This is a genomic window from Pontibacter qinzhouensis, assembly GCF_008017455.1.
Lineage (GTDB): Bacteria > Bacteroidota > Bacteroidia > Cytophagales > Hymenobacteraceae > Pontibacter > Pontibacter qinzhouensis.
Genome location: NZ_VRTY01000001.1, coordinates 113,731 through 133,672 on the forward strand (window position 1 = coordinate 113,731; position 19,942 = coordinate 133,672).

A 19,942-nucleotide genomic window follows, 5' to 3' on the forward strand; every position below is an offset into this window, starting at 1 on the left:
GTGTTTGATCCGGAGGTGCAACTATGGCAAAAATAGGGTTTAAATAGAGAATGCCAAAAACTTAAACATCGTCCATTCTGTCGGGTGAGCTGCTGGTATCGGTTAGGTTGGCGGCAGGCTCAGGTTCTGCTTCCCGCTTCTGCAAAAGTGGCAGCTTCATGAACTCGTTGTAGAGGTAGTAGAGCAAAGCAGCACTCAGCACAACCGACATGGCCACGCTGTAAATCGGCATTGGTTCCGACGATTCTATATCGGCCTCTATCCTGCCGGTTTGGTAGAGGTACAGGAGCAGCACCGTAAAACCATTGTTTACAAAGTGCGCCACAATGGGCACGCTAATTCTGCCCGACCACCAGTACAGGTAGCCAAACAAGGCGCCTAGCACCATGCGGGGCACAAACCCGAAGAACTGCACATGAATGGCACTAAAGGCGATAGCTGCCACCCAAATGCCTACATGCCCATTGCCGGACCAGCGCTGGATCTGCCGCTGCACCACCCCTCTGAATAGTAACTCCTCGCCTATGGCCGGAATAACAGCAATTACCAGCAGCCCCACCAGCAGCTCCGGAACAGTGGTGAACTTGGCAAACAACTTGGTGAGTTCGGCAGCATACTCTTCTTTCTGCCGGGCCCATTCCTCAAATGTTTTCATGAACTCAGGCAACGACATGTTGGCATTCCAGTAAATAATGAGCGAGTTGGCAGGCATGATCACGATAATCAGCAGGCCGCTCAGCAACACCAGGCCAAGCATAGGGCGGCCTTTCCAGTTCAGGTAGCGGCCCAGGTCGTAGCCCAACGACTGTATGAGCAGCAACGGAGCCAGCACAAACATGCATATCGACACAATGCCCTGGTAAAACATTATAGCATTGCGCCCCTGCGGGAACTCCGTCGGGTTTTTCAGGGCCCTCTCTAGCTCAAACATACCTACTCCAAACAGCATGTCGCCAAATACGGCATATAAAAAAGTGGCTACAAAAGCCCCTCCTATCACAAAGGCAATCAGCAACAGCAGCACCAGAAATGGACTTGTTTCTTTCGGGATGAAACCTTTCATAGAGAAGTTTAGGTTTAATTGATGTAAATTTACGTGAAAAAATAAATTAAGCTTTGGTAAAGATAGCGAACATAGAACTTGGCGAGTTTCCGCTGCTGCTGGCACCTATGGAAGACGTAAGCGATCCGCCGTTCCGGAAGGTGTGCAAAGCAAATGGCGCTGATTTGATGTATACGGAATTTATCTCGTCGGAGGGTTTGATCCGGGATGCAGCCAAAAGTCTGCAGAAGCTCGACATTTTCGATTATGAGCGCCCGATCGGCATCCAGATTTTCGGCTCTGAGATAGATTCGATGCGCGAAGCCGCCATTGTATCGACACAGGCAGGCCCCGACCTGATTGATATAAATTACGGTTGCCCTGTAAAAAATGTGGCCTGCAAAGGTGCCGGAGCCGCCCTGCTCCGCGACATCCCGAAAATGGTGCAGATGACTTCCGAAATCGTGAAGGCCACGCACCTGCCGGTAACGGTAAAAACACGCCTCGGCTGGGACGATAACACCAAAAACATTGTAGAAACAGCCGAGCGCCTGCAGGATATCGGCATTAAAGCCCTGAGCATACACGGCCGCACCCGTGTGCAGATGTACAAAGGCGAAGCCGACTGGAGTCTGATAGCCGAAGTTAAGAACAACCCCCGCATGAAGATCCCGATCTTTGGCAACGGCGACATCGACACACCTGAAAAAGCACTAGAGTACCGCAACCGCTACGGTGTGGATGGCATCATGATCGGCCGGGCCTCTATTGGCTACCCCTGGATTTTTAACGAGATAAAGCACTACATGGCAACCGGGGAACAACTGCCGGGGCCAACCCTGGAGGAGCGCGTAGCTGTTTGCCGCCAGCACTTTACGCACTCGCTGGAGTGGAAAGGCGAAAAACTTGGCATTTTTGAAATGCGCCGCCACTACACCAACTACTTCAGGGGGTTGTCGCACTTTAAGCCGCTGCGCATGCGCCTGGTGCAGTCCGAAGACATAAACGAAATTTACGATACGCTGGAGGAGATTGCCCAGACCATGAGTTTCGTTTAATAAACCTTTTTATAAATTATTTGAATAAAAATGTCCTCCAAAAGGTTTTTTAGCCTTTTAGACTCCAGGGCGCTGGCAGCACCTGATCTGTTACCGGTGCCCTGCATTTGCATGAAAAGGTTTCGACCCTTGGCATAGAAATGGTTGTAAAGGTCTCCGAAGGGCATTTTCATTCGAATAATTTGATTGTTGATTTGAAGGCGCAACGCAGCTTTTACATTTCTTAATAACAACCAACAATCAGCAACCATCAATTAACTAAACACCATCAAAACAACTATTCCTCCCGCACAAGTCAAAACTGCCGTTCCGGTACTTACCTGGCTGCTGATTATCGTGCTCACCTTTATCTGGGGCACTTCTTTTATTCTGATAAAAAAAGGACTTGTCGTTTTTGCCTCCGATGAGCTGGGAGCCTTACGCATTGTCATTGCCTGCCTTTCGCTGCTGCCCTTTGCCATTGCCAACCTGCGCAAAATAGCGCCCGACCGCTGGAAGTTCCTGCTGCTGAGCGGGCTGCTGGGCAATCTGTTCCCGGCGTTTCTGTTTGCTTATGCCGAAACTGAGCTGGCAAGCGGACTGGCAGGTGTGCTCAATTCGCTCACGGCCCTGTTTACTCTTTTGATTGGTGCAGCCCTTTTCCGGCAGCGCATTACCTGGCTGCGTATGGCAGGCATTTTAGTGGGCATAGCAGGCACCGCCATGCTCATTTTTACCGGAAACGGAAATGCCGAAACGAGCAATGCCTTTTATGGGCTTTTTATTGTAATCGCCACCATCTGCTATGGCGGCAGCGCCAACATCATCAAGTTCAGGTTGCAGGGCATACACCCGGTCGTGATGTCGAGTATGGCTTTGCTGACAGTGGGACCTTTGGCAGCTGTTTACCTGGGCACAACAGATGCCTTTCACAAACTGCAGGTTACCGAAGGAGCCTGGGAAGCCTTGCTATATATTGCCCTGCTGGCAGTTTTCAGCACCGCCATCGGCCTGATTCTGCTCAACAAGCTCATCCATATCTCCACGCCCGTTTTCGCCAGCACCATCAACTACCTCATCCCGATTGTGGCGCTCATGTGGGGCGTGCTCGATGGCGAAACCATTCAGACCTGGCACTACCTGGGCATGGTGGTTATTCTGGCAGGCGTTTTTATTGTGAACAGGGCCAGGTAAAAATGCGTGCTTAGCAGCACCACAACTCACGGCATTGCTTATTTCTATTTCTGGTGGTACTTCAGCCTCCTACACCTCCTGCAACGGCACCTTTTTGGCTATGCTCATGCCAGGTTACAAAAAATGCCGGGCAGTTTTTATGGAGTTTATCGAAAACGACCTATCTGGCAGCAGTATATTTTCGTTTACGCATATTATTTACTTATTTGTGGAGTTAAAAACTTATCTATCCTGTTAAATGACGTTATTCCGGACAGTTCTTAGCTTCTTGTTAATTCTTTTAACTGCTTCTCAGGTCTTTTCACAGGAAGAAAACAAAAAGACTGCCATTGCTGAGCTTAAACTGCAGGCCGTAAACGATACGGCCTTTATGTTGCGCACCACCACCGAAACCGGAAACCTTGTAAAATATAACGGTCCGCTGCCACTACGCATAAACGGGTCATTGCAGGAAACCAGCTTCACCGAGGGCGAGGCAGTACTCTCACTGGCAGCCCCTGCCAACCTTATCCAGGTTACTGCCAACCTGGACACGCGCACCATTGCCCGCCTCTACCAACCTAATGCCGATTCTGAGCACGGGGTAAGAGAATTCCCGATGTGGGTCTCTATTCTGCCGCCGCTCCTGGCCATTGTGCTGGCGCTTATTTTCCGGGAAGTACTGCTGGCGCTGTTTGCCGGTATTTGGGTAGGAAGCTTTGTTATTTATGGCCTTTCTTTTAAATCGATGTTTACCGGCCTGCTCGCTGTGGCCGACACTTATTTAGTAGGCGCACTCACCGATACCGATCACGTGTCTGTTATTCTGTTTTCGATGCTGATAGGCGGCATGGTGGCCATTATCTCGAAGAATGGCGGCATGGCGGGTGTGGTAAACCTGCTTTCTGGCTATGCCAGGTCTGCCAAAAGCTCGCAGGTGGTGACCTGGGGCCTGGGACTAGCCATCTTTTTTGATGATTATGCCAACACCCTGATCGTGGGCAACACCATGCGACCAGTAACAGACAAACACCTGGTTTCCCGCGAAAAACTGGCTTATATCGTAGACAGCACGGCTGCGCCAGTGGCAGCCATCGCATTTGTAACAACCTGGGTCGGAGCCGAACTGGGTTATATAAAAGATGCTGCCAGTAGCTTGGGTATTCAGGAGGGAGCGTATTCTTTGTTCTTCAATTCGTTGCAATATGCCTATTACCCTGTGCTCACGCTGGTGTTTATGCTGATGCTGATCCTCATGAACCGCGACTTTGGATTGATGCACAAAGCAGAGACCCGGGCGCGTACTACAGGTGCGGTAAGTGCTATTCGCATAAACGAAAAATCGGAGGAAAAACAGCAGCAGGAGATGGCTGAGTTTGCTCCTGTGGACCCAAGCCGTAGCAGAGCTGTTAATGCACTGTTGCCTGTGCTCATCGTTATATTCGGAACCATAGTGGGCTTACTGTACACAGGCTTTAACCCTGCCGTTTGGGAAGATACTTCTCTTAGCTTTTTCCGGAAGCTTTCAGTTACCATCGGAGACTCCAACTCTTATGTTGCTCTTATATGGGCCTCTTTATCGGGGGTGCTGGCAGCCATAATATTAACCATCAGCCAGCGCATTATGAGCCTGTATGAAACCATGGAATCGTTGGTAACTGGTTTTAAATCGATGCTACCGGCTATTCTTATTCTGGTGCTGGCCTGGTCGCTGGCATCGGTTACAAAAGAGCTTTATACAGCCGAGTACCTCACCTCCCTTTTCTCAGGCAATGTGTCGCCACGGTTTCTGCCAGAGATCACCTTTTTTCTGGCAGCCATAATTGCTTTTTCTACTGGCTCCAGCTGGGGCACAATGGCTATTCTGTACCCGCTTATGCTGCCAGCCGCCTGGTATGTGTGCCAGCAGTTGGGCATGTCGCAGGAAGAAACAATGCCTATTATTTATAACATAATTTCGGTGGTGTTAGCTGGCTCCGTGTTCGGCGACCACTGCTCCCCTATTTCCGATACCACTATTCTCAGCTCCCTTGCCTCCGGTTGCAACCACATCGACCACGTAAAAACCCAGATGCCTTATGCCATAACTGTGGCTTTGGTGGCTAATCTTATCTGCACCAATCTCTCGAGCTGGGGCGTAAACTGGTTCCTGGTATACCTGATCGGGGCGGGTGTGCTCTGGCTCATTATCCGATTTCTGGGAACAAAGGTGGAGGCTGCGCCACCCACCCGGCAAGGGAAGCTGTTTTGACAGTGATGTGGAAGTGCTTCTGCAGAAAACTACAGCGTTAGTTCATAAAAGTCCTGCACCACTGCCCGGGCACCATAGCTTTCTTTGTTCGCAATAAGGCCTTCGTTCAGGTACTGCCCCTGCTGCTCTGTAGAGATGCCGAAGCTGAAGTATTTTTTGTGTGGATACACTTGCGTAAGCAGTTCGTGTATAAGAGCATCTAAGGCATAAGCGGCACGGCCTGCTGCAGTGGTGGCAATGTACTGGCAATGCGCTACTTGCGCTGTTTCGTATACTACTACCCCTGCTACCATAGCTCCTTGGTGCATCGCAACAAACAACTTTATGTTATCAGGGAAAAGAGAGACTAGTTTCTGAAGCTCGGCTGCTGAGTGCACAGGGGTTGTTTGATACTTGCTTTCCAGTAGTTCCTGCTCCATTTGCATGAACGTCTCGAGATCAGCGGAGGGAGCAACTAAAACACCTGTTTTTTCGGCTTTTGTTATTTGCCACCTCCTGGTTCTGGAGTAGCCTGGTTGCTCCTGCAACTCAATAACCGAACTTACATCGCGCCGGTAAAGCGCGGCCTGGTGCCGGAACAGCGCATACAGATCTTCCTCAGCTGGCAACTGATGGTAAATGTGCGGAATTGCTTTGTAGATTAACCTTCTGGACCCTTTCTCTCTGAAGTAGGAAAGCAATGCCTCGAACACCTCCAGCATCAGCGGCACTTTCATGCTGCTGCCGCTAATAATACTACCATACGTTAAACCGCCATGGGAGTAGATGGTATCGCCAGCCACATTGGCAGGCAGCAGCGCCACCAACTTACCTTTATGGAAGAACAGCAGCGAGTGGTCCTCAAACCTGTCTGCATGGTACTCCATGTAGTTTCGCTGTAACAGAAACGTGCCGTTTTTAGAGGAAGATACAAAAGCATCCCAGGCAGCTTTATGCTCCGGGCTATATCGTTCTATATGTACTGTTGCTGCTGAACCCACCTTCTTTAGATGTTAGACTTTAGATACCTTCTTTAGATGTTAGACTTTAGATGCTAGATTTTTGTTTGAATCCCTAAATCTTGAAATTTGAAAGCCTTCAAACAATTTATCACATCAATCATTTAGCCATTAAACCATTTAAAAATCAGCTTCCAAATTATTCTAATGAAAATAGCCTTCCGAAGACTTTTAGGCTTTTTTTCGCTTAGGGTCTGGTTCTATCAGACACTCGCAGGAGCTGCGCACACTGCGAGGTCTTACCGGCAATAGCTTTAAATCTACAAATACATTAACACATTAAACCATTAGCATATACGCAACCAATTATTCGAATGAAAATGGACTCCAGAAGATTATTAAGCTAAATCTGGTCAAGGGTCAAAGCTGCTCAAGCTCCTAAACTTTCTAACTTTAACCTCTCCAACTTTCTAACTCAGAAAATCACCTGTTCAGCACAATCCGGAAAGTGGTGCCTTTGCCTATTTCAGAGGACTTTACGGTAAGTTTTCCTTCGTGATAGTTATCGATGATGCGTTTGGCGAGGGCCAAACCCAAGCCCCAGCCTCGCTTTTTGGTGGTGTAGCCGGGCAGAAACACCGAGTCGATCTTGCTTTTGGGGATGCCTTTGCCGGTATCGGTAATATCGAGGGCGATGTAGCTTTTGCCGAGCAGCGAGAGTTGCAGGGTTATGCTGCCTCTGCCTTCCATGGCATCTACGGCATTTTTGCAGATGTTCTCTATTACCCAATCAAAAAGCGGCACATTAACCTTAGCTGTTATTTCTGGCGGAAAATCTGCCTCTATGCTAAAGGCCACTTTGCTCGAAATGCGGTTCTGCAGGTAGTTAATGGCATTGTGCGTTACCTGTAGTATGTTCTCGTCGCGGAGCAATGGCACAGAACCGATGTTAGAGAAACGCTCTGTAATAACCTCCAGGCGCCTGATGTCTTTCCAGAGCTCTGCTACAATGGGTTCATTTTCGAACTTGGGGCTGGTTTTCATGTACTCGTACCAGGCCATAAGCGAGGAGAGCGGCGTGCCCAGCTGGTGCGCGGTTTCTTTGGCGAGCCCTACCCACACCCGGTTCTGCTCGGCCCTGCGGGAGTAGCTGAAGGCAAAATAAGCAATCAGGGCGAAGCAGGCGATAACCACCAACTGCACATAAGGGTAATAGCGGAGCTGCGAGAGCAAATCAGAATCTTTATAAAAAACGTAATTAACCGAGCCTTCTGCCCAGGGCACCACAATCGGGTCGTGCTGCTCCTTCATTTTCAGGATCTGGCGCTGCAACAGCTGATTTTTTCTGGCCTCTGAAATGTTTTCCGGAAAATTAATGTTCTTTGTATCTAGAATATTCTCATATTCGTCTGTAAGAATAACGGGCACTGTATGATTGGAAGATAGTATTTCCTGCTCTATGAACACAATATTATCGTCGCTGGGGGCATTGATCATGTAGCGCAGGCCTTTGGCATACAGCTGCACCAGTTCGCGCTCACTTTCAGACAATTTACTTACTAGTATGTTGGTATAGGTAATGGTAGCAGCACCAATAATGAGGGCAATAACAACAACCAGGAGCTTTATCCTGTTCTTCTGAGAATAGATAAGTATCATGCAGAGTAAGACGAAAATTATCTGAAATTAGTATAAATTATTTATTAAGGGCAAGTAACTTTCATTTTAAAAAATCAGGGCGTAAATTTGCGTTCTAGTATTTACCTCATAACTATGCTTCAGAATTTCAAAGCAATCAGCCTCTCTTACAAGAAAGCACCGCTGGACATCAGGGAACTGATTGCATTAGATGAGATATCGTGTAGGCAATACCTCCAAACACTCAAAGGCTTTATTCAGGCCTCCGATATTCTGGTGCTCTCTACCTGCAACCGCACCGAAGTTTATTACAACTCCGATGCAGATTACAGCACCGAGATTGTAAAGCTGCTGGGCATTACCAAGGGCATCGAGAACATCAGCAAATATTTCGATTATTTTACCATACTGAACGAACACGACGATGCCGTGCAGCACCTGTTCGAGGTTTCGATGGGGCTGGAGTCGCAGGTGGTGGGTGACATGCAGATTACCAACCAGGTAAAGCAGGCTTACCAGTGGGCAGCCGACAACGAAACGGCAGGCCCTTTTCTGCACCGCCTGATGCATACGATCTTCTTTACCAACAAGCGTGTGGTGCAGGAAACTGCCTTCCGCGATGGTGCTGCCTCTACCTCTTATGCTGCCATTGAACTGATCGAGGACCTGACAGCAGAAATTACAGAACCTGCTATTTTAGTTGTTGGCCTGGGCGAGATTGGCGCAGATGTTTGCCGCAACCTGAAAGACAAAGGTTTTAAAAATGTAAAAATAACGAACCGTACCCTGAGCAAAGCTAAAATACTGGCTGAAGAGTGCGAGATGGAGGTACTGCCGTTCGAAGAAATAGTGCAAGGCTTGAAAGAGGCCGATGTTATTATCTCATCTGTAGCCCGCGAAATGCCTTTCTTTACAAAAGAAATGATTAAGCGCCTGAACGTACTTACCTATAAGTTTTTTATAGACTTGTCGGTGCCACGTAGCGTGGAGGCAGAAGTAGAAAGTATTCCGGGCGTGCTGGTTTACAACATCGATATTATTCAGAACAAAGCTTCTGAGGCACTGCAGCAGCGTATTAACTCGGTTCCTAAGGTAAAGGAGATTATTCTGGAGTCTATTGAGCAGTTTAACGACTGGTCGAAGGAGATGGTAGTGTCGCCTACAATCAACAAGTTGAAGAACGCCCTGGAGAGCATCCGGCAGGAGGAAATGGCGCGTTACCTGAAAAAACTGAGCCCGGAAGAAACCAAGCGCCTCGACAACATTACCAAGTCGATGATGCAGAAAATAATAAAACTGCCGGTGCTACAGCTAAAAGCAGCCTGCAAGCGTGGCGAAGCCGAAACATTAATTGATGTGCTGAACGACCTGTTCGATCTGGAAAATAAGTCGGTAGATACTTCGCACACGTTGTAATTGCAGCAAACTTACTATTAAAACAAAAAGGAGTGGTTCTGTTTAGAGCCACTCCTTTTTTTGTTGATTATGAAATATTAAAATAAGTGCATATTTTAATAGATATTATTATCTTTAAAAGTCAACAAACTTATTTAAAATGAAAAAACATTTATTCTTGTTCAGTCTTATGGCAGTTTTCTGCTTAGGCGCATGTACCAACCAGGCCCGTTATTTTTCCTTTCAGCCAGAGAGTGCGGCAATTAAAACTAACCCTAAAAAGGATGTAGCTCCCGAAGCTAACCAGGAACTTGCCCTGGTTGTTACTGCTGAATCTATGATCAGCGAAGAAGCTCCACAACCAGAAACTACTGATGCAGCAACGGTCTTGGCATCAGTTGAAAACAAGCCTATCGCCATTGCTCCTAAAATCTCTAAAGTAGCGCCTGACCTTGCAGCAAAAACAAGTATTACAGAAGCCGCCGCTGGTTTAAGCAAAAAGGAACTAAAAAAGGAAATCAAGAAAGTAGCTAAAGAAAAGAGACAAAGCAGCTCGGGCAAAAGTCAGTTAGTGGCACTTTTACTGGCTATTTTTGTTGGTGTTATTGGCATACACCGTTTTTACCTGGGGTATGTTGGTATCGGCATTGCCCAAATCTTAACCTTGGGTGGCTGTGGCATCTGGTCGCTTATAGACTTAATCCGAATTGCCATTGGAGACCTGAAACCCAAAGATGGTGATTACACAGAAAAGCTATAATATAATATAACGAATGAAGCAGTATCGGGTGTATTGGAATTATGGCAAGCTGTTTGGCTTAATTTGCTTACCGCTTCTGCTACTCTGCCTGCCTGCTTCTTTTTTTGATGAGGGTCAGTCGATGTGCCTGAGTGTATTGCTGGCTGATACTGAATGCCATGGCTGCGGCATGACGAGAGCCATCATGCACTTAATTCATTTCGATTTTGCCACAGCGCTGACTTACAACAAGCTTTCTGTTATAGTGTTACCTGTACTCATTTATCTGTGGGGCCAAACAATTTACCAGGAATTTCTTATTTACAGACGGCACCACGCGCAACTAACCTTAGAAAAGAAAAGAGCTGAAGCTTAAGGCAGTGCAAACCCTTAAAATTAAGTAAACGGCTATATTTTCTTAGTAAAAGAAAAAGTTAAAAGGCTCCCTGAAGTGATATCTGTACTTCGGGGAGCCTTTTAACTTTGAGTAACTTTTAAACGTTTGGGCCAACTACAATCCATATTTTCTTAAATATCTATGCAGCATTCTTCCAGACAATCGATTACATCTATTAATTTAGGAATCGAGAGGGAGTAGTAAATCTTCGTTCCGACTTTGAAAGAAGATAAAACACCTTTGTCTTTTAGCGTTATAAGGTGCTGAGAAGCAATTGCCTGAGGCAGATCCAGATACTTGTAAATCTCTGTAACCGTCATTTTCTCCTCCTTCCCCAGCAGATCTACAATCGCTAATCTTTTCGGGTGTGCCAGCACTTTCAGCATGGCAGCCGCTTTATCTATTTTCTTAGATTCAATTCTAGACAACAAACTTTTCATAATTTAAAATAATACCTAAACAGTTTCTACATACATTTAACATTCCTTGTCACATTTATACGGCACTTACAATATTTGGCTATACGCCGGTTAAAGCATTTCAATTATTTTATGAACTCATATAATGTAATCGGGCTAATGTCAGGCACTTCTCTCGACGGACTTGACATAGTACTTTGTAGGTTTACGTACGAAAACCAGAATTGGATATATAATATACTTAATGCTACTACATTACTATATGATGATTATTGGATTGACTCCCTCCGTGATTGCGAAACCTGCACTGGCCGAAAATTAATTGCACTTGACCATGAATACGGCAAGCACCTTGGCCAACAGGTAAAGGTGTTTGTGGAACAGCATAAAATTAAGGCAGATTTTGTGGCCTCACACGGCCATACTATCTTTCACCAGCCAGATCAGCATGTATCGCTGCAATTGGGCCATGGAGCCTACCTGGCAGCGCATGCGGGCCTGCCGGTTGTCTGCGATTTCCGCACCCTCGACATAGCGCTGGGAGGACAGGGCGCACCGCTTGTACCTACCGGAGATGAGCTACTTTTCCCGGAATATGATTTTTGCCTGAACCTGGGTGGCATCTCCAATGTGTCTTTTTCTTATAACGGGCAGCGGCTGGCCTTCGATATAAGCGCCTGCAACATGCTGCTGAACGCGTTGGCAAACGAAGCCGGACTGGCTTACGACGAAGACGGCCGCATGGCAGCATCAGGAAAACTGCACCAGGAGTTGCTCGAGCAACTGAATGCCCCTGCTTACTTTTCGGCGCCATACCCAAAATCGTTGGGCAAAGAGTGGGTGCTTGAAAACAGTTTGGCCACACTTCAGGCAGCGGCCATTCCACTTGCCGACAAGCTTCATACGAGTTGCCACCACATTGCCACCCAGATTAAACTGGCATTGCCCGTGCTGCACCAGCGGCGGCAGAAGATCTTAGTAACAGGTGGTGGCGCTTTTAACAAATACCTGGTTACGCTCCTCCAGCAGCACCTGGGCGACAGGTACTTGGTTGTGGTGCCTGCACCAGAGGTAGTGTCTTATAAAGAGGCGCTGATATTTGCTTTTCTGGGGGTACTGCGCTGGCAGGAGCAGCCAAACTGCCGCAGAACAGTAACCGGTGCTGCCACAGATTCTATAGGTGGCGCCATTTATTTTCGGTAACGCCTGCAACCCTGAGCAATAAAAACCCTTAATACCTTCTGGAGGCCATTTTTATTCGAATAATTTGGTTAAAAGCTGGTAATTAGTTTCAGATTGTATTTGAGATGTGACGTTTGAAGCTAAAAAAGCTGCAAAAGTGAAAGTCTGAAAACTTATAACGTTTAATTCAAAACTCCCTACCCTTGACTAAAAAAGCTTTAAATTCTTTCTGGAGGGCAATTTCATTTGAATAATTTCTTTTAGAACCTATAACACACAAAAGAGCCGGAGAAGCTCCGGCTCTTTTTTTCACCCTTATATTTTATATTCTATCCTTTTCTCTCTTTAAATCTCTGCACCTGCCACCTCTCTGTAAGATGATGCAAGTCAGGAACATCTAACTGATTTCTTTACCTGTTTTGAATTTTTAACGGGATATCATTTCACTTGTTATAAGAGAAACCTATTTATTTAACTTTTGGATAATAACATCAGGTGAAACGGAAGAAATGCTTGGTAAAGGCTACATATCGATTTCTCTATATACAACTAGTAGAAAGCTTGCCCGGGTTGTAACTTAAAAATCGAAATATTCGCCTTCCTGCAGTTCCACCTTTTTTTCCTCTTGTTGCTGTGCCTTTTTACTCTTAAAGATTTCGCGGAGCTTTTGCCCCTCCTGCTTTATGTCTGTCTTTATTTTCTCGCGCACCCGCTCTTCGTCGTAGCTTATTTTAAAGTTATCTTCCTTACCTTTTAACCTCAGAAAAAGCATGCTCCTGCCTGCATCAGGGTCTGCAGCCACTACACCATACACAGCGTCTTTATCGGCGCGCTTCTTCTGCAGCAACGGGAGCTTTATTTTGTAGTCCATATCCTGGTCGAAAGTGTGGGTGCCCGAAACTGACACCATAGGTACTGTAGACAGGTTGGAGCTAATATCCATTTCCGGTATGTAGATCGTGCGCTTCTGAATCCAGAAGTTGTTGTGCAGCTCCGAAAACCGCATATTGGCCAGCTCAGCACGCTTCACAAACACCGACATCTTCTGCATAGGAGCAAAGTTAATGAGCTGCCCATCGCGCACGGTAGCGGCTATTTCGGCTTGCATCAGGTCGGTTTTGGAGTTTAGCTGGCTATCGAAGTACAGTTCTGAGGCTATTTTGGCCGTCAGGCGGCCCCGCAGGTGGTGGTCCTGCACAAAGTCCTGCCCAAAGTTCTCGAACACGTAAAACAGGCTGTCTACCTGCATATTGGTAAGGCGGGTTTCGGTGGTAACCTTCAGGTGGTCGCGCTGCCGGGCATCGAGAGCACCACGAACCGCAAAGCTGCCGCCAATAGCGTTGAACGAAATATTGGGCGAAGAAATAACTCTGTTCCGTAATTCTATCTTTCCTTTTATGTTATCTCCTTTAAACCGCCTGAATTTTACGTTGCGGATGTTGGCGCTCAGGTCGAAAGCAACATATGGCGACACCACAAATTTATAATTACCGCCTCTCCCGTTTTTAGGAGCCGCTGCAACAGTCGTTACGGCACTCACTCCTCCTGTCCGTGCCTCTTCCGGGGTGTTAAATTTTTCACTTAGCAATTGGTCAAGGTCCAGGAGGTTACTATTGAAGTTGGCCTCTACGAGCAGCCGCTGCTTGTCTACCAGCAGCCAGGCAATAATGTTCCGGAACATGCCATTCAGCACAAAGTCGGACTTACCTAGCTTGCCTTTAAAATCGGATACAGCCACATCGCTGCGCTTAAACATAAAGTTGCCGCTCAGGTTCGTCAGGGGCAGCGGCAGTTCTTTTAGCGAGAGCGACACCTGGTGCAGCGTAACCTCTCCGGCTGTGTTAACGGCACCGCTGGCCGGGCTCTTTTTAAAGGCGCTTAGGTTGCCCTTGTACGACAGTTTAACATCTGCCAGTCCACTCCCGCCTTTTATCTCGCTAAGCTTCGCCAGCGTCAGCAGAAAGCCTACATCCAGCATCCCCTTCACATCGAAGGCAATAGTCGGGTTATCGAAGTTCTGGTAGCTGAGGCTGCCCGAAAAAGCTCTGCCATTGAGCCTGCCGCTCAAATCTTTCAGTTCCAGCACCGAAGTGCTGGCATTGTGTTTGGCACCGTTGCTGAAGGTGCCTGCAAAACTTACCTTCTCTACCTTCTGCTTTATATCAGGGTGATAAAATGAAGCATTGCGGCAGCCAAAGTTGAAGGAGATCTCAGGCGTTTTCTTGTCAGACATTTCGCCCTGAATACGGCCCTCAAAATAAACGTCGCCTTCGCTGCGGTACTGGCTGTAGGCACGGGTTACATCCTGCGGCAACAGCGACAGCAACGACTGCACATTGGTGTTCTTCCCCTCCAACTGCAGATCGAGCGCAGTAGGGCCGCCGTACCCGATCGTGCCACCTACCTGGTAGGCGGCTTCCTCAATCGTTACAACAGAGGGCTGTAAGGCAATGATTTTGTTCTGCCGGTTTATTGTCAGAAGGGTTTGCACCTCCACATTCTTTTCTTTGAAATACTCGCGCGTGCCCAACGCAATTATATTCACCTTTGCACTACCTGCCGTCTTCATTTCTATGGTTTCGGAAGACAGGGTAAGCGAAGCGTTCATTTGGTGCGCGTAGGCCTCGTAAATATGGTTCAGGCGCTCGTCGGTGTAGCTGAAGCCAACCTTGTGCAGGTTAACTTTTTCGAGGTTAAAAGAAAAGTCGCGTTTTTCAGTGTCGTCAGAGGAAACAGTGGCGGTGGTATCGCGGTTAAAAATTTCATAATTCACTTCCCCGGACTTTAGCACCCGCACCTGCAGTTCGCCGTTCTCTACGTACACCTGCCGCAAATTGTAGCGGCCCCGCACCAGGTCAAACAGGCTAAAGGTAAAATAAAGCTTTTCGGCATGCCCCAGCGAGGCTTTACTCTCCGGCAGGCTCTCCAGCACATTCACTCTATCGAGGGCAACGGCCACATGAGGAAACTTTTCGAAAAGCGACAGCGAAATTTTCTCTACCTCTACCTTTGTGCGGATGTGTTTATTCGCCTCTGTTACAAAAAGACCAATAATTTTATCCTGGTAAGCATAGATACCTCCAAATACAATACCTGCTACTGCCACCAAAATAAGGGCAGCATAGAATAGCACTTTTTTAACAACGCCTCTTTTCTTCAATGGAAATATCAGGTTTAAAGCACCTTATAAAAACCCAAAGGTACAATTTTAATAAAGGGGTACAAAGGGGCCTGAGGCCACAAAAAAAATTTTTACATTTTTTTTTCAAATGTTTTGCAGTTTCAAAAATATGCCCCATATTTGCATCATCAAACGGGGACAAAAGGTCTCTAAAAAGAAAAAACGGGGTGTTAGCTCAGCTGGTTCAGAGCACCTGCCTTACAAGCAGGGGGTCACTGGTTCGAATCCAGTACGCCCCACAAAAGGACAACTGCAAAGTTGTCCTTTTTTTATTTCTACCCTTCTCAGTATCAACAGCTTTTCTGCTTCTTCTCCTGCCAAAGCTTCTATCTTTCCTGATCTTTTAACGACCTGCCGCTGCTATTATTCTTCTTAAGCATTTAAGATGCTAGCTCCTTTGTCAGGTAAAAGCGGAAAGTTGATTCTCTTACATTATTTTTTTTACCTCCATCTGCATATCTCCCAAATCAATTAGCACCTCAGCAGATTATTCCAATGAAAATGGCCTTCGGAAGGCTTTTAGATCCTAAGGGTTAGATCTTCTCCAAGACCGATGTTCAACCTTTCTTCTGCTTGGCTCAGACACTCGCAGGAGCTGCGCACGCTGCGAGGTCTTAACCTGCTTTTCTTCAATTTAACCATGAAGCCATTTAACAATTCAACAACCAACCACCAGCCACTAAATTATTCTAATGAAAAAAGCCTTCCGAAGGCTTTTTGGCTATTGGAAGGCCCAGGGTAATCAGGCAGAGAGAAACTGCTGGTGTAGCGCCACAACCTGTGGTATGATGAGTTGTTGGTCGTCGTTATAGATGATATGGTCAGCTCGGGCTAATTTTTCTTCTTCGTCTAGCTGCTTGCTTATAATGGCTCTTATGTCTGCCTCCGTACGGTGTGCATCGCGGTGCAGCAGGCGCTTCATCCGGACTTCCAGCGGGGCAAATACAGTTATAATCTGGTCCATCTGCTTCCAGGCCTGCGACTCGTACATTAGGGCTGCTTCCTTCAGAACATAGGGAGCACTGGTCTGAGCTGCAGCCCACTGCTCAAAATCGATGCGAACGCGTGGGTGAACCAGAGCATTTAGCTGCGCCAGGCGCTCGGGGTTATTAAAGACAAGACCGGAAATGTAGGGCCGATTCAGATCGCCGGCTAGTGTATAGGCATCAGGACCAAAAGCGGCTGTCAGGTTATCTTTCAGTGTGGCATCGTGCTGCATCACCCATTTGGCCCTGGCATCGGAGTCGTACACAGGAATACCTAAAACCTGAAACATCTGGCAAACAATTGTCTTTCCGGCTCCAATGCCTCCCGTTATTCCAATCTTCAGCATATTACCGTTCTACTTCAACAACTGCTTTTACACGCTCTGGATATAGCCTTGCCCGCCGAGCGCCTGTTGGCTTCTGAATTAGCTCTGGCACCAGTGTGGAGTCGCGGGGGTTATATTTTGAGAAATCCAGCACAGCCCGAAACGTATCGCGGTTCATAATAGCCACGGAGTCTTCGAGCAGCTGGTAGCGCACCATCACAAACGAGGGCCTTAGGGTCAAGGTCCGGCCAACGGGTGCATTTACTATCTCCGGAATTATCTGACGCTCTTCCTGCACAAGCCCCTTCACGTTTACCGATATAACGGCCTGTGCGGTATTGGCCTTTACGAGTGGCTTGTTATCGAAGTTAATAGGTACCTCTACTTTAGCAGGAGCGCTTAGTGTAGCCGGCAGGCGTAGCAGGAACGGGTCAGGAATGCTGTTGACCATCGTAGACGGGCCAACAAATGTGATGGAGTCAGGTTCAATATTTACCGGGCCTACAACTGAAAAGCGGTCTTCCGTAATTTTTTGCTTCGGATCGAGGCTCAACCCGACGCGCCGCCTTATTCTCTCATCGAAGTCGAAATAAATGGTGTCGGTTACTACGAAGTTCAGCACCAGACCATCTAATGAGTTCACGAGGGCAGGCCGCAGCGAGGAGCCCAGCACATACTTATTGCGTGGCAGCGACTGCACCGGAATATCGGCAGGTTTCACATCTACCTTCAGCGACTTGCGAAGCAGTTTCCAGCCTTTGCCGGTTACGTTAATAACAATCTCTTCTGGCAATGGCTTTACAGGCACCAGCCGCGACTCAGGGTACAAAAACCTGATGGGGTAGGTCGTTTGGGTAGAGTAGCTTTTGTTGAGGGCATTGAGCAGCCAGAAAGTAGAGGCTGCCATAAAACAAAGCAATACTATTCTCCAGTATTGCTTTGTCTGTGGTCTAAAGGGCCTGAAGGCCCATAGAACTATATTTTTAAGTTTCTCAAACGGCAACTTTAGCAGTGTTTATTTCACCTTGGTTGTGGCTTCCATCGAGATAGAGGCCTTGTCAAACGTAAGGCGGATGCCTTTATCAACTTCCAGCAATACTGTGTCTGTATCTACTGCTACTATCTTTCCGTGCAAGCCACCTATCGTGATCACGTCCATACCTTTGGTAAGTTCGTCTCTGAATTTTTTCTGGTCTTTCACCTTCTTTTGCTGCGGGCGGATCATGAAAAAATAAGCTACCAGAATAATGGCTCCGAACATAACCAGCTGCACCGGGAAACCCTCGGATGCTGCCTGTAAAAATATAGTTTGCATATTTATAAAATGAGTGTGCTTTAACGCAGGATTTAAGGTTTAATTTTGTCTTATCGGACCTTCAGCCCCGGCTGTAGGATAAGTGCCTTCCACTGTGCCTTTCAGCGACAGTTGCACAATATTCGGCTCCGTGTTGGCCCGTACTGTAATAACAGGCTGCTGCTGACCAGACTTACCAGTACTGTTAAACTGCACCTTAATCTCGCCGCTCTGGCCTGGTGCAATCGGGTCTTTGGGTGGCTGTGGCACGGTGCAACCACAAGTAGCAGAGGCGCTCTCAATAACAAGTGGGGTAGTACCTGTGTTGGTAAACTTAAAGGTATGGTTTACCACTTCACCCTGCTTAATGGTGCCGAAGTTATGCTCTTTCTCCTCAAACGCTATAACCGCTCCGTTTCCTGAAGGGGCAGCTTCATTTTCAGAAGAAACCACGTTCGGGTTATCGATGGTGGCAGGAGCCTGCTCGGTAGTGGCAGTTGCCTCTCTGGCTGTCGCGTTATCGCCGGTATTGCTTTGGTCGCAGCTGGTTGCCAGTAGGGCAACAGCCAGGCTTAAAGAAAAAAACAGATTCTTTTTCATGATAATAGTCGATTATTAGGTTGCCTAAAGTTTGGCAATAATATTCTGGGTAAACTCTTTTGTGCTGGCACTTCCGCCCAGGTCGCCGGTGCACTCTTCTTTATGCGCTAAAGTAGCATCGAGGGCGGTTTCGATTTTGTAAGCATAGTCCTTCAGGTCGATGTGGTGCAGCATCATAATAGCAGAGCGCAACAGGGCTGTAGGGTTTGCCAGGCCTTTGCCGGCAATATCGGGGGCAGAGCCGTGCACTGCCTCAAAAATAGCCATATTGTCGCCGATGTTGGCACCAGACACTACACCGAGGCCGCCTACCAGACCTGCGCACAGGTCAGAAAGGATGTCGCCAAACAGGTTGGTTGTCACGATCACATCGAACTGCTCTGGCTTCATAACCAGCTGCATACACATGTTGTCGATGATCTTGTCTTCCATCTGAATGTTCGGGTAATCCTTCGCGATTTCTTTAGACACACTCAGCAGCATAGCACCGGCATGTTTCAGAATATTGGCTTTGTGGGCTACTGTTACTTTTTTGCAGCCGTGTCTGTCGGCATACTCAAAAGCGGCACGAACTATTTTTTCGCAACCTATTTTCGTTACCCTCGAAATAGAGTCAGCGATTTGCAGGCGCTCGTCAAAAATCTCCAGGCCAGAGTAAAGGCCTTCGGTGTTCTCACGGAAAAGCACCAGGTTCACGTTCTCGAAACGGGAAGTTATGCCGGGTGTGGTTTTGGCAGGCCGCACGTTCGCGTACAGGTCGTACATCTGGCGGAGCTGCACATTTATACTTTTAAAGCCTTTGCCTACCGGTGTGGTAATAGGGCCTTTCAGGGCTACTTTGTTTTTCTCAAGCGATGCCAGGAGTGTGGCTGGCAATAGCTCACCCTTCGCATCAAAAGTTGTCTGGCCAGCGTTCTCTTCTTCCCAGGTTACCGGCACATTGGCTGCACTAAAAATTGCTTTTACTGCTTCCGTGATTTCAGGTCCAATGCCATCGCCAGGTATAAGTGTTATCTGTGTCATGCTTTAAATTTCTTTTCTACTGTTAATTTCGTTGATCAGAGAGTCTACATCCCCTAATAGCTTTTCGGCCTTTTCTTTGGCATCCTGTATTACCCGCTGTCCTTCCGATTTGGCAGTAGATGGCATCATGTCGCGGTTCAGCATCAGTTGCTCCAACAGGTCAGAAAGATTATCGCGGTATTTCTCCAGGCGATAGCTGAACCAGCTACGGGTTTCAATTCCTTTCTCGGGGGCAAACAAAATGCCAACTGCTGCGCCAACGGCTGCACCTGACACAAAGGCTACTAAGGCTGTTGTCGTCTTACTCATAGTTATTCCAAA

At 47.4% G+C, this 19,942-nt stretch carries 18 protein-coding genes and 1 tRNA gene; 8 read left to right on the top strand and 11 right to left on the bottom strand.

Annotation, left to right across the window (positions count from 1 at the left end):
- Window positions 1-61 precede the first annotated feature (61 nt).
- Entirely contained in the window at window positions 62-1,063 is a 1,002-nt protein-coding gene (locus FVR03_RS00450; protein ID WP_147919782.1) for a CPBP family intramembrane glutamic endopeptidase, read from the bottom strand.
- A gap of 53 nt (window positions 1,064-1,116) precedes the next feature.
- On the opposite strand from FVR03_RS00450, the gene dusB reads away from it, so the two are divergent.
- From dusB to FVR03_RS00465, 3 genes are all read left to right on the top strand, one after another.
- Window positions 1,117-2,100 (top strand): tRNA dihydrouridine synthase DusB, encoded by a 984-nt coding sequence (dusB, locus tag FVR03_RS00455; protein WP_147919783.1) that lies wholly within the window; start codon window positions 1,117-1,119, stop codon window positions 2,098-2,100.
- 336 nt (window positions 2,101-2,436) lie between these two features.
- Complete coding sequence (locus FVR03_RS00460; RefSeq protein WP_439651029.1) at window positions 2,437-3,273, top strand: DMT family transporter; 837 nt, start codon at window positions 2,437-2,439, stop codon at window positions 3,271-3,273.
- A gap of 238 nt (window positions 3,274-3,511) precedes the next feature.
- Window positions 3,512-5,503, top strand: coding sequence for a Na+/H+ antiporter NhaC family protein (locus FVR03_RS00465; RefSeq protein ID WP_147919785.1), 1,992 nt, complete (start codon window positions 3,512-3,514; stop codon window positions 5,501-5,503).
- A gap of 29 nt (window positions 5,504-5,532) precedes the next feature.
- Here FVR03_RS00465 and FVR03_RS00470 read toward each other — a convergent pair whose 3' ends face one another.
- Together FVR03_RS00470 and FVR03_RS00475 are read right to left on the bottom strand one after the other, a co-directional pair.
- Window positions 5,533-6,483 carry a GNAT family N-acetyltransferase gene (locus FVR03_RS00470; protein ID WP_255473976.1) on the bottom strand — a complete coding sequence of 317 codons (951 nt, stop codon included), beginning with the start codon at window positions 6,481-6,483 and terminating at the stop codon, window positions 5,533-5,535.
- 441 nt (window positions 6,484-6,924) lie between these two features.
- Complete coding sequence (locus FVR03_RS00475) at window positions 6,925-8,100, bottom strand: sensor histidine kinase (RefSeq protein ID WP_147919786.1); 1,176 nt, start codon at window positions 8,098-8,100, stop codon at window positions 6,925-6,927.
- 114 nt (window positions 8,101-8,214) lie between these two features.
- Between FVR03_RS00475 and hemA the strand changes: the two genes are divergently transcribed.
- The 3 genes from hemA to FVR03_RS00490 all read left to right on the top strand — a co-directional run bounded on the left by hemA (window position 8,215) and on the right by FVR03_RS00490 (window position 10,589).
- Window positions 8,215-9,495 carry a glutamyl-tRNA reductase gene (gene hemA, locus FVR03_RS00480; protein ID WP_147919787.1) on the top strand — a complete coding sequence of 427 codons (1,281 nt, stop codon included), beginning with the start codon at window positions 8,215-8,217 and terminating at the stop codon, window positions 9,493-9,495.
- A 316-nt stretch (window positions 9,496-9,811) separates the two neighbouring features.
- Window positions 9,812-10,234: a TM2 domain-containing protein gene (locus tag FVR03_RS00485; RefSeq protein WP_147919788.1), complete on the top strand. Its 423-nt coding sequence runs from the start codon at window positions 9,812-9,814 to the stop codon at window positions 10,232-10,234.
- A 13-nt stretch (window positions 10,235-10,247) separates the two neighbouring features.
- Window positions 10,248-10,589, top strand: coding sequence for a DUF2752 domain-containing protein (locus FVR03_RS00490; protein ID WP_147919789.1), 342 nt, complete (start codon window positions 10,248-10,250; stop codon window positions 10,587-10,589).
- Window positions 10,590-10,741: 152 nt separating this feature from the next.
- Here FVR03_RS00490 and FVR03_RS00495 read toward each other — a convergent pair whose 3' ends face one another.
- The gene (locus FVR03_RS00495; RefSeq protein ID WP_255473977.1) at window positions 10,742-11,038 is read right to left on the bottom strand and encodes an ArsR/SmtB family transcription factor; all 297 of its coding nucleotides are present in this window, start codon (window positions 11,036-11,038) and stop codon (window positions 10,742-10,744) included.
- A 123-nt stretch (window positions 11,039-11,161) separates the two neighbouring features.
- On the opposite strand from FVR03_RS00495, the gene FVR03_RS00500 reads away from it, so the two are divergent.
- Entirely contained in the window at window positions 11,162-12,232 is a 1,071-nt protein-coding gene (locus FVR03_RS00500; protein WP_147919790.1) for an anhydro-N-acetylmuramic acid kinase, read from the top strand.
- Window positions 12,233-12,788: 556 nt separating this feature from the next.
- Here the strand turns inward: FVR03_RS00500 and FVR03_RS00505 are convergent.
- Window positions 12,789-15,371, bottom strand: a complete 2,583-nt coding sequence (locus FVR03_RS00505) for an AsmA family protein (RefSeq protein WP_147919791.1) — start codon at window positions 15,369-15,371, stop codon at window positions 12,789-12,791.
- Window positions 15,372-15,556: 185 nt separating this feature from the next.
- Here FVR03_RS00505 and FVR03_RS00510 point away from each other — a divergent pair.
- A tRNA-Val gene (locus tag FVR03_RS00510) sits at window positions 15,557-15,631 on the top strand.
- A 503-nt stretch (window positions 15,632-16,134) separates the two neighbouring features.
- Here the strand turns inward: FVR03_RS00510 and coaE are convergent.
- From coaE to FVR03_RS00540, 6 genes are all read right to left on the bottom strand, one after another.
- Window positions 16,135-16,725, bottom strand: a complete 591-nt coding sequence (gene coaE / locus FVR03_RS00515) for a dephospho-CoA kinase (protein ID WP_147919792.1) — start codon at window positions 16,723-16,725, stop codon at window positions 16,135-16,137.
- Between the two features lies 1 nt (window position 16,726).
- Window positions 16,727-17,611 carry a YbbR-like domain-containing protein gene (locus FVR03_RS00520; protein WP_255473978.1) on the bottom strand — a complete coding sequence of 295 codons (885 nt, stop codon included), beginning with the start codon at window positions 17,609-17,611 and terminating at the stop codon, window positions 16,727-16,729.
- A gap of 108 nt (window positions 17,612-17,719) precedes the next feature.
- Window positions 17,720-18,019: a preprotein translocase subunit YajC gene (yajC, locus tag FVR03_RS00525; RefSeq protein WP_147919794.1), complete on the bottom strand. Its 300-nt coding sequence runs from the start codon at window positions 18,017-18,019 to the stop codon at window positions 17,720-17,722.
- 39 nt (window positions 18,020-18,058) lie between these two features.
- The gene (locus FVR03_RS00530) at window positions 18,059-18,598 is read right to left on the bottom strand and encodes a DUF1573 domain-containing protein (RefSeq protein ID WP_147919795.1); all 540 of its coding nucleotides are present in this window, start codon (window positions 18,596-18,598) and stop codon (window positions 18,059-18,061) included.
- A gap of 24 nt (window positions 18,599-18,622) precedes the next feature.
- The gene (locus tag FVR03_RS00535; protein ID WP_147919796.1) at window positions 18,623-19,621 is read right to left on the bottom strand and encodes an isocitrate/isopropylmalate dehydrogenase family protein; all 999 of its coding nucleotides are present in this window, start codon (window positions 19,619-19,621) and stop codon (window positions 18,623-18,625) included.
- Between the two features lie 3 nt (window positions 19,622-19,624).
- Window positions 19,625-19,930 carry a YtxH domain-containing protein gene (locus FVR03_RS00540; protein ID WP_147919797.1) on the bottom strand — a complete coding sequence of 102 codons (306 nt, stop codon included), beginning with the start codon at window positions 19,928-19,930 and terminating at the stop codon, window positions 19,625-19,627.
- Between the last annotated feature and the right edge of the window lie 12 nt (window positions 19,931-19,942).

Bases quoted from the DNA above. Each gene is read 5' to 3' on its own strand.
- FVR03_RS00450 (WP_147919782.1), bottom strand. From the start codon at position 1,063: ATGAAAGGTTTCATCCCGAAAGAAACAAGTCCATTTCTGGTGCTGCTG.
- FVR03_RS00465 (WP_147919785.1), top strand. From the start codon at position 3,512: ATGACGTTATTCCGGACAGTTCTTAGCTTCTTGTTAATTCTTTTAACT.
- FVR03_RS00475 (WP_147919786.1), bottom strand. From the start codon at position 8,100: ATGATACTTATCTATTCTCAGAAGAACAGGATAAAGCTCCTGGTTGTT.
- hemA (WP_147919787.1), top strand. From the start codon at position 8,215: ATGCTTCAGAATTTCAAAGCAATCAGCCTCTCTTACAAGAAAGCACCG.
- FVR03_RS00485 (WP_147919788.1), top strand. From the start codon at position 9,812: ATGATCAGCGAAGAAGCTCCACAACCAGAAACTACTGATGCAGCAACG.
- FVR03_RS00490 (WP_147919789.1), top strand. From the start codon at position 10,248: ATGAAGCAGTATCGGGTGTATTGGAATTATGGCAAGCTGTTTGGCTTA.
- FVR03_RS00500 (WP_147919790.1), top strand. From the start codon at position 11,162: ATGAACTCATATAATGTAATCGGGCTAATGTCAGGCACTTCTCTCGAC.
- coaE (WP_147919792.1), bottom strand. From the start codon at position 16,725: ATGCTGAAGATTGGAATAACGGGAGGCATTGGAGCCGGAAAGACAATT.
- FVR03_RS00520 (WP_255473978.1), bottom strand. From the start codon at position 17,611: ATGGCAGCCTCTACTTTCTGGCTGCTCAATGCCCTCAACAAAAGCTAC.
- yajC (WP_147919794.1), bottom strand. From the start codon at position 18,019: ATGCAAACTATATTTTTACAGGCAGCATCCGAGGGTTTCCCGGTGCAG.
- FVR03_RS00530 (WP_147919795.1), bottom strand. From the start codon at position 18,598: ATGAAAAAGAATCTGTTTTTTTCTTTAAGCCTGGCTGTTGCCCTACTG.
- FVR03_RS00535 (WP_147919796.1), bottom strand. From the start codon at position 19,621: ATGACACAGATAACACTTATACCTGGCGATGGCATTGGACCTGAAATC.
- FVR03_RS00540 (WP_147919797.1), bottom strand. From the start codon at position 19,930: ATGAGTAAGACGACAACAGCCTTAGTAGCCTTTGTGTCAGGTGCAGCC.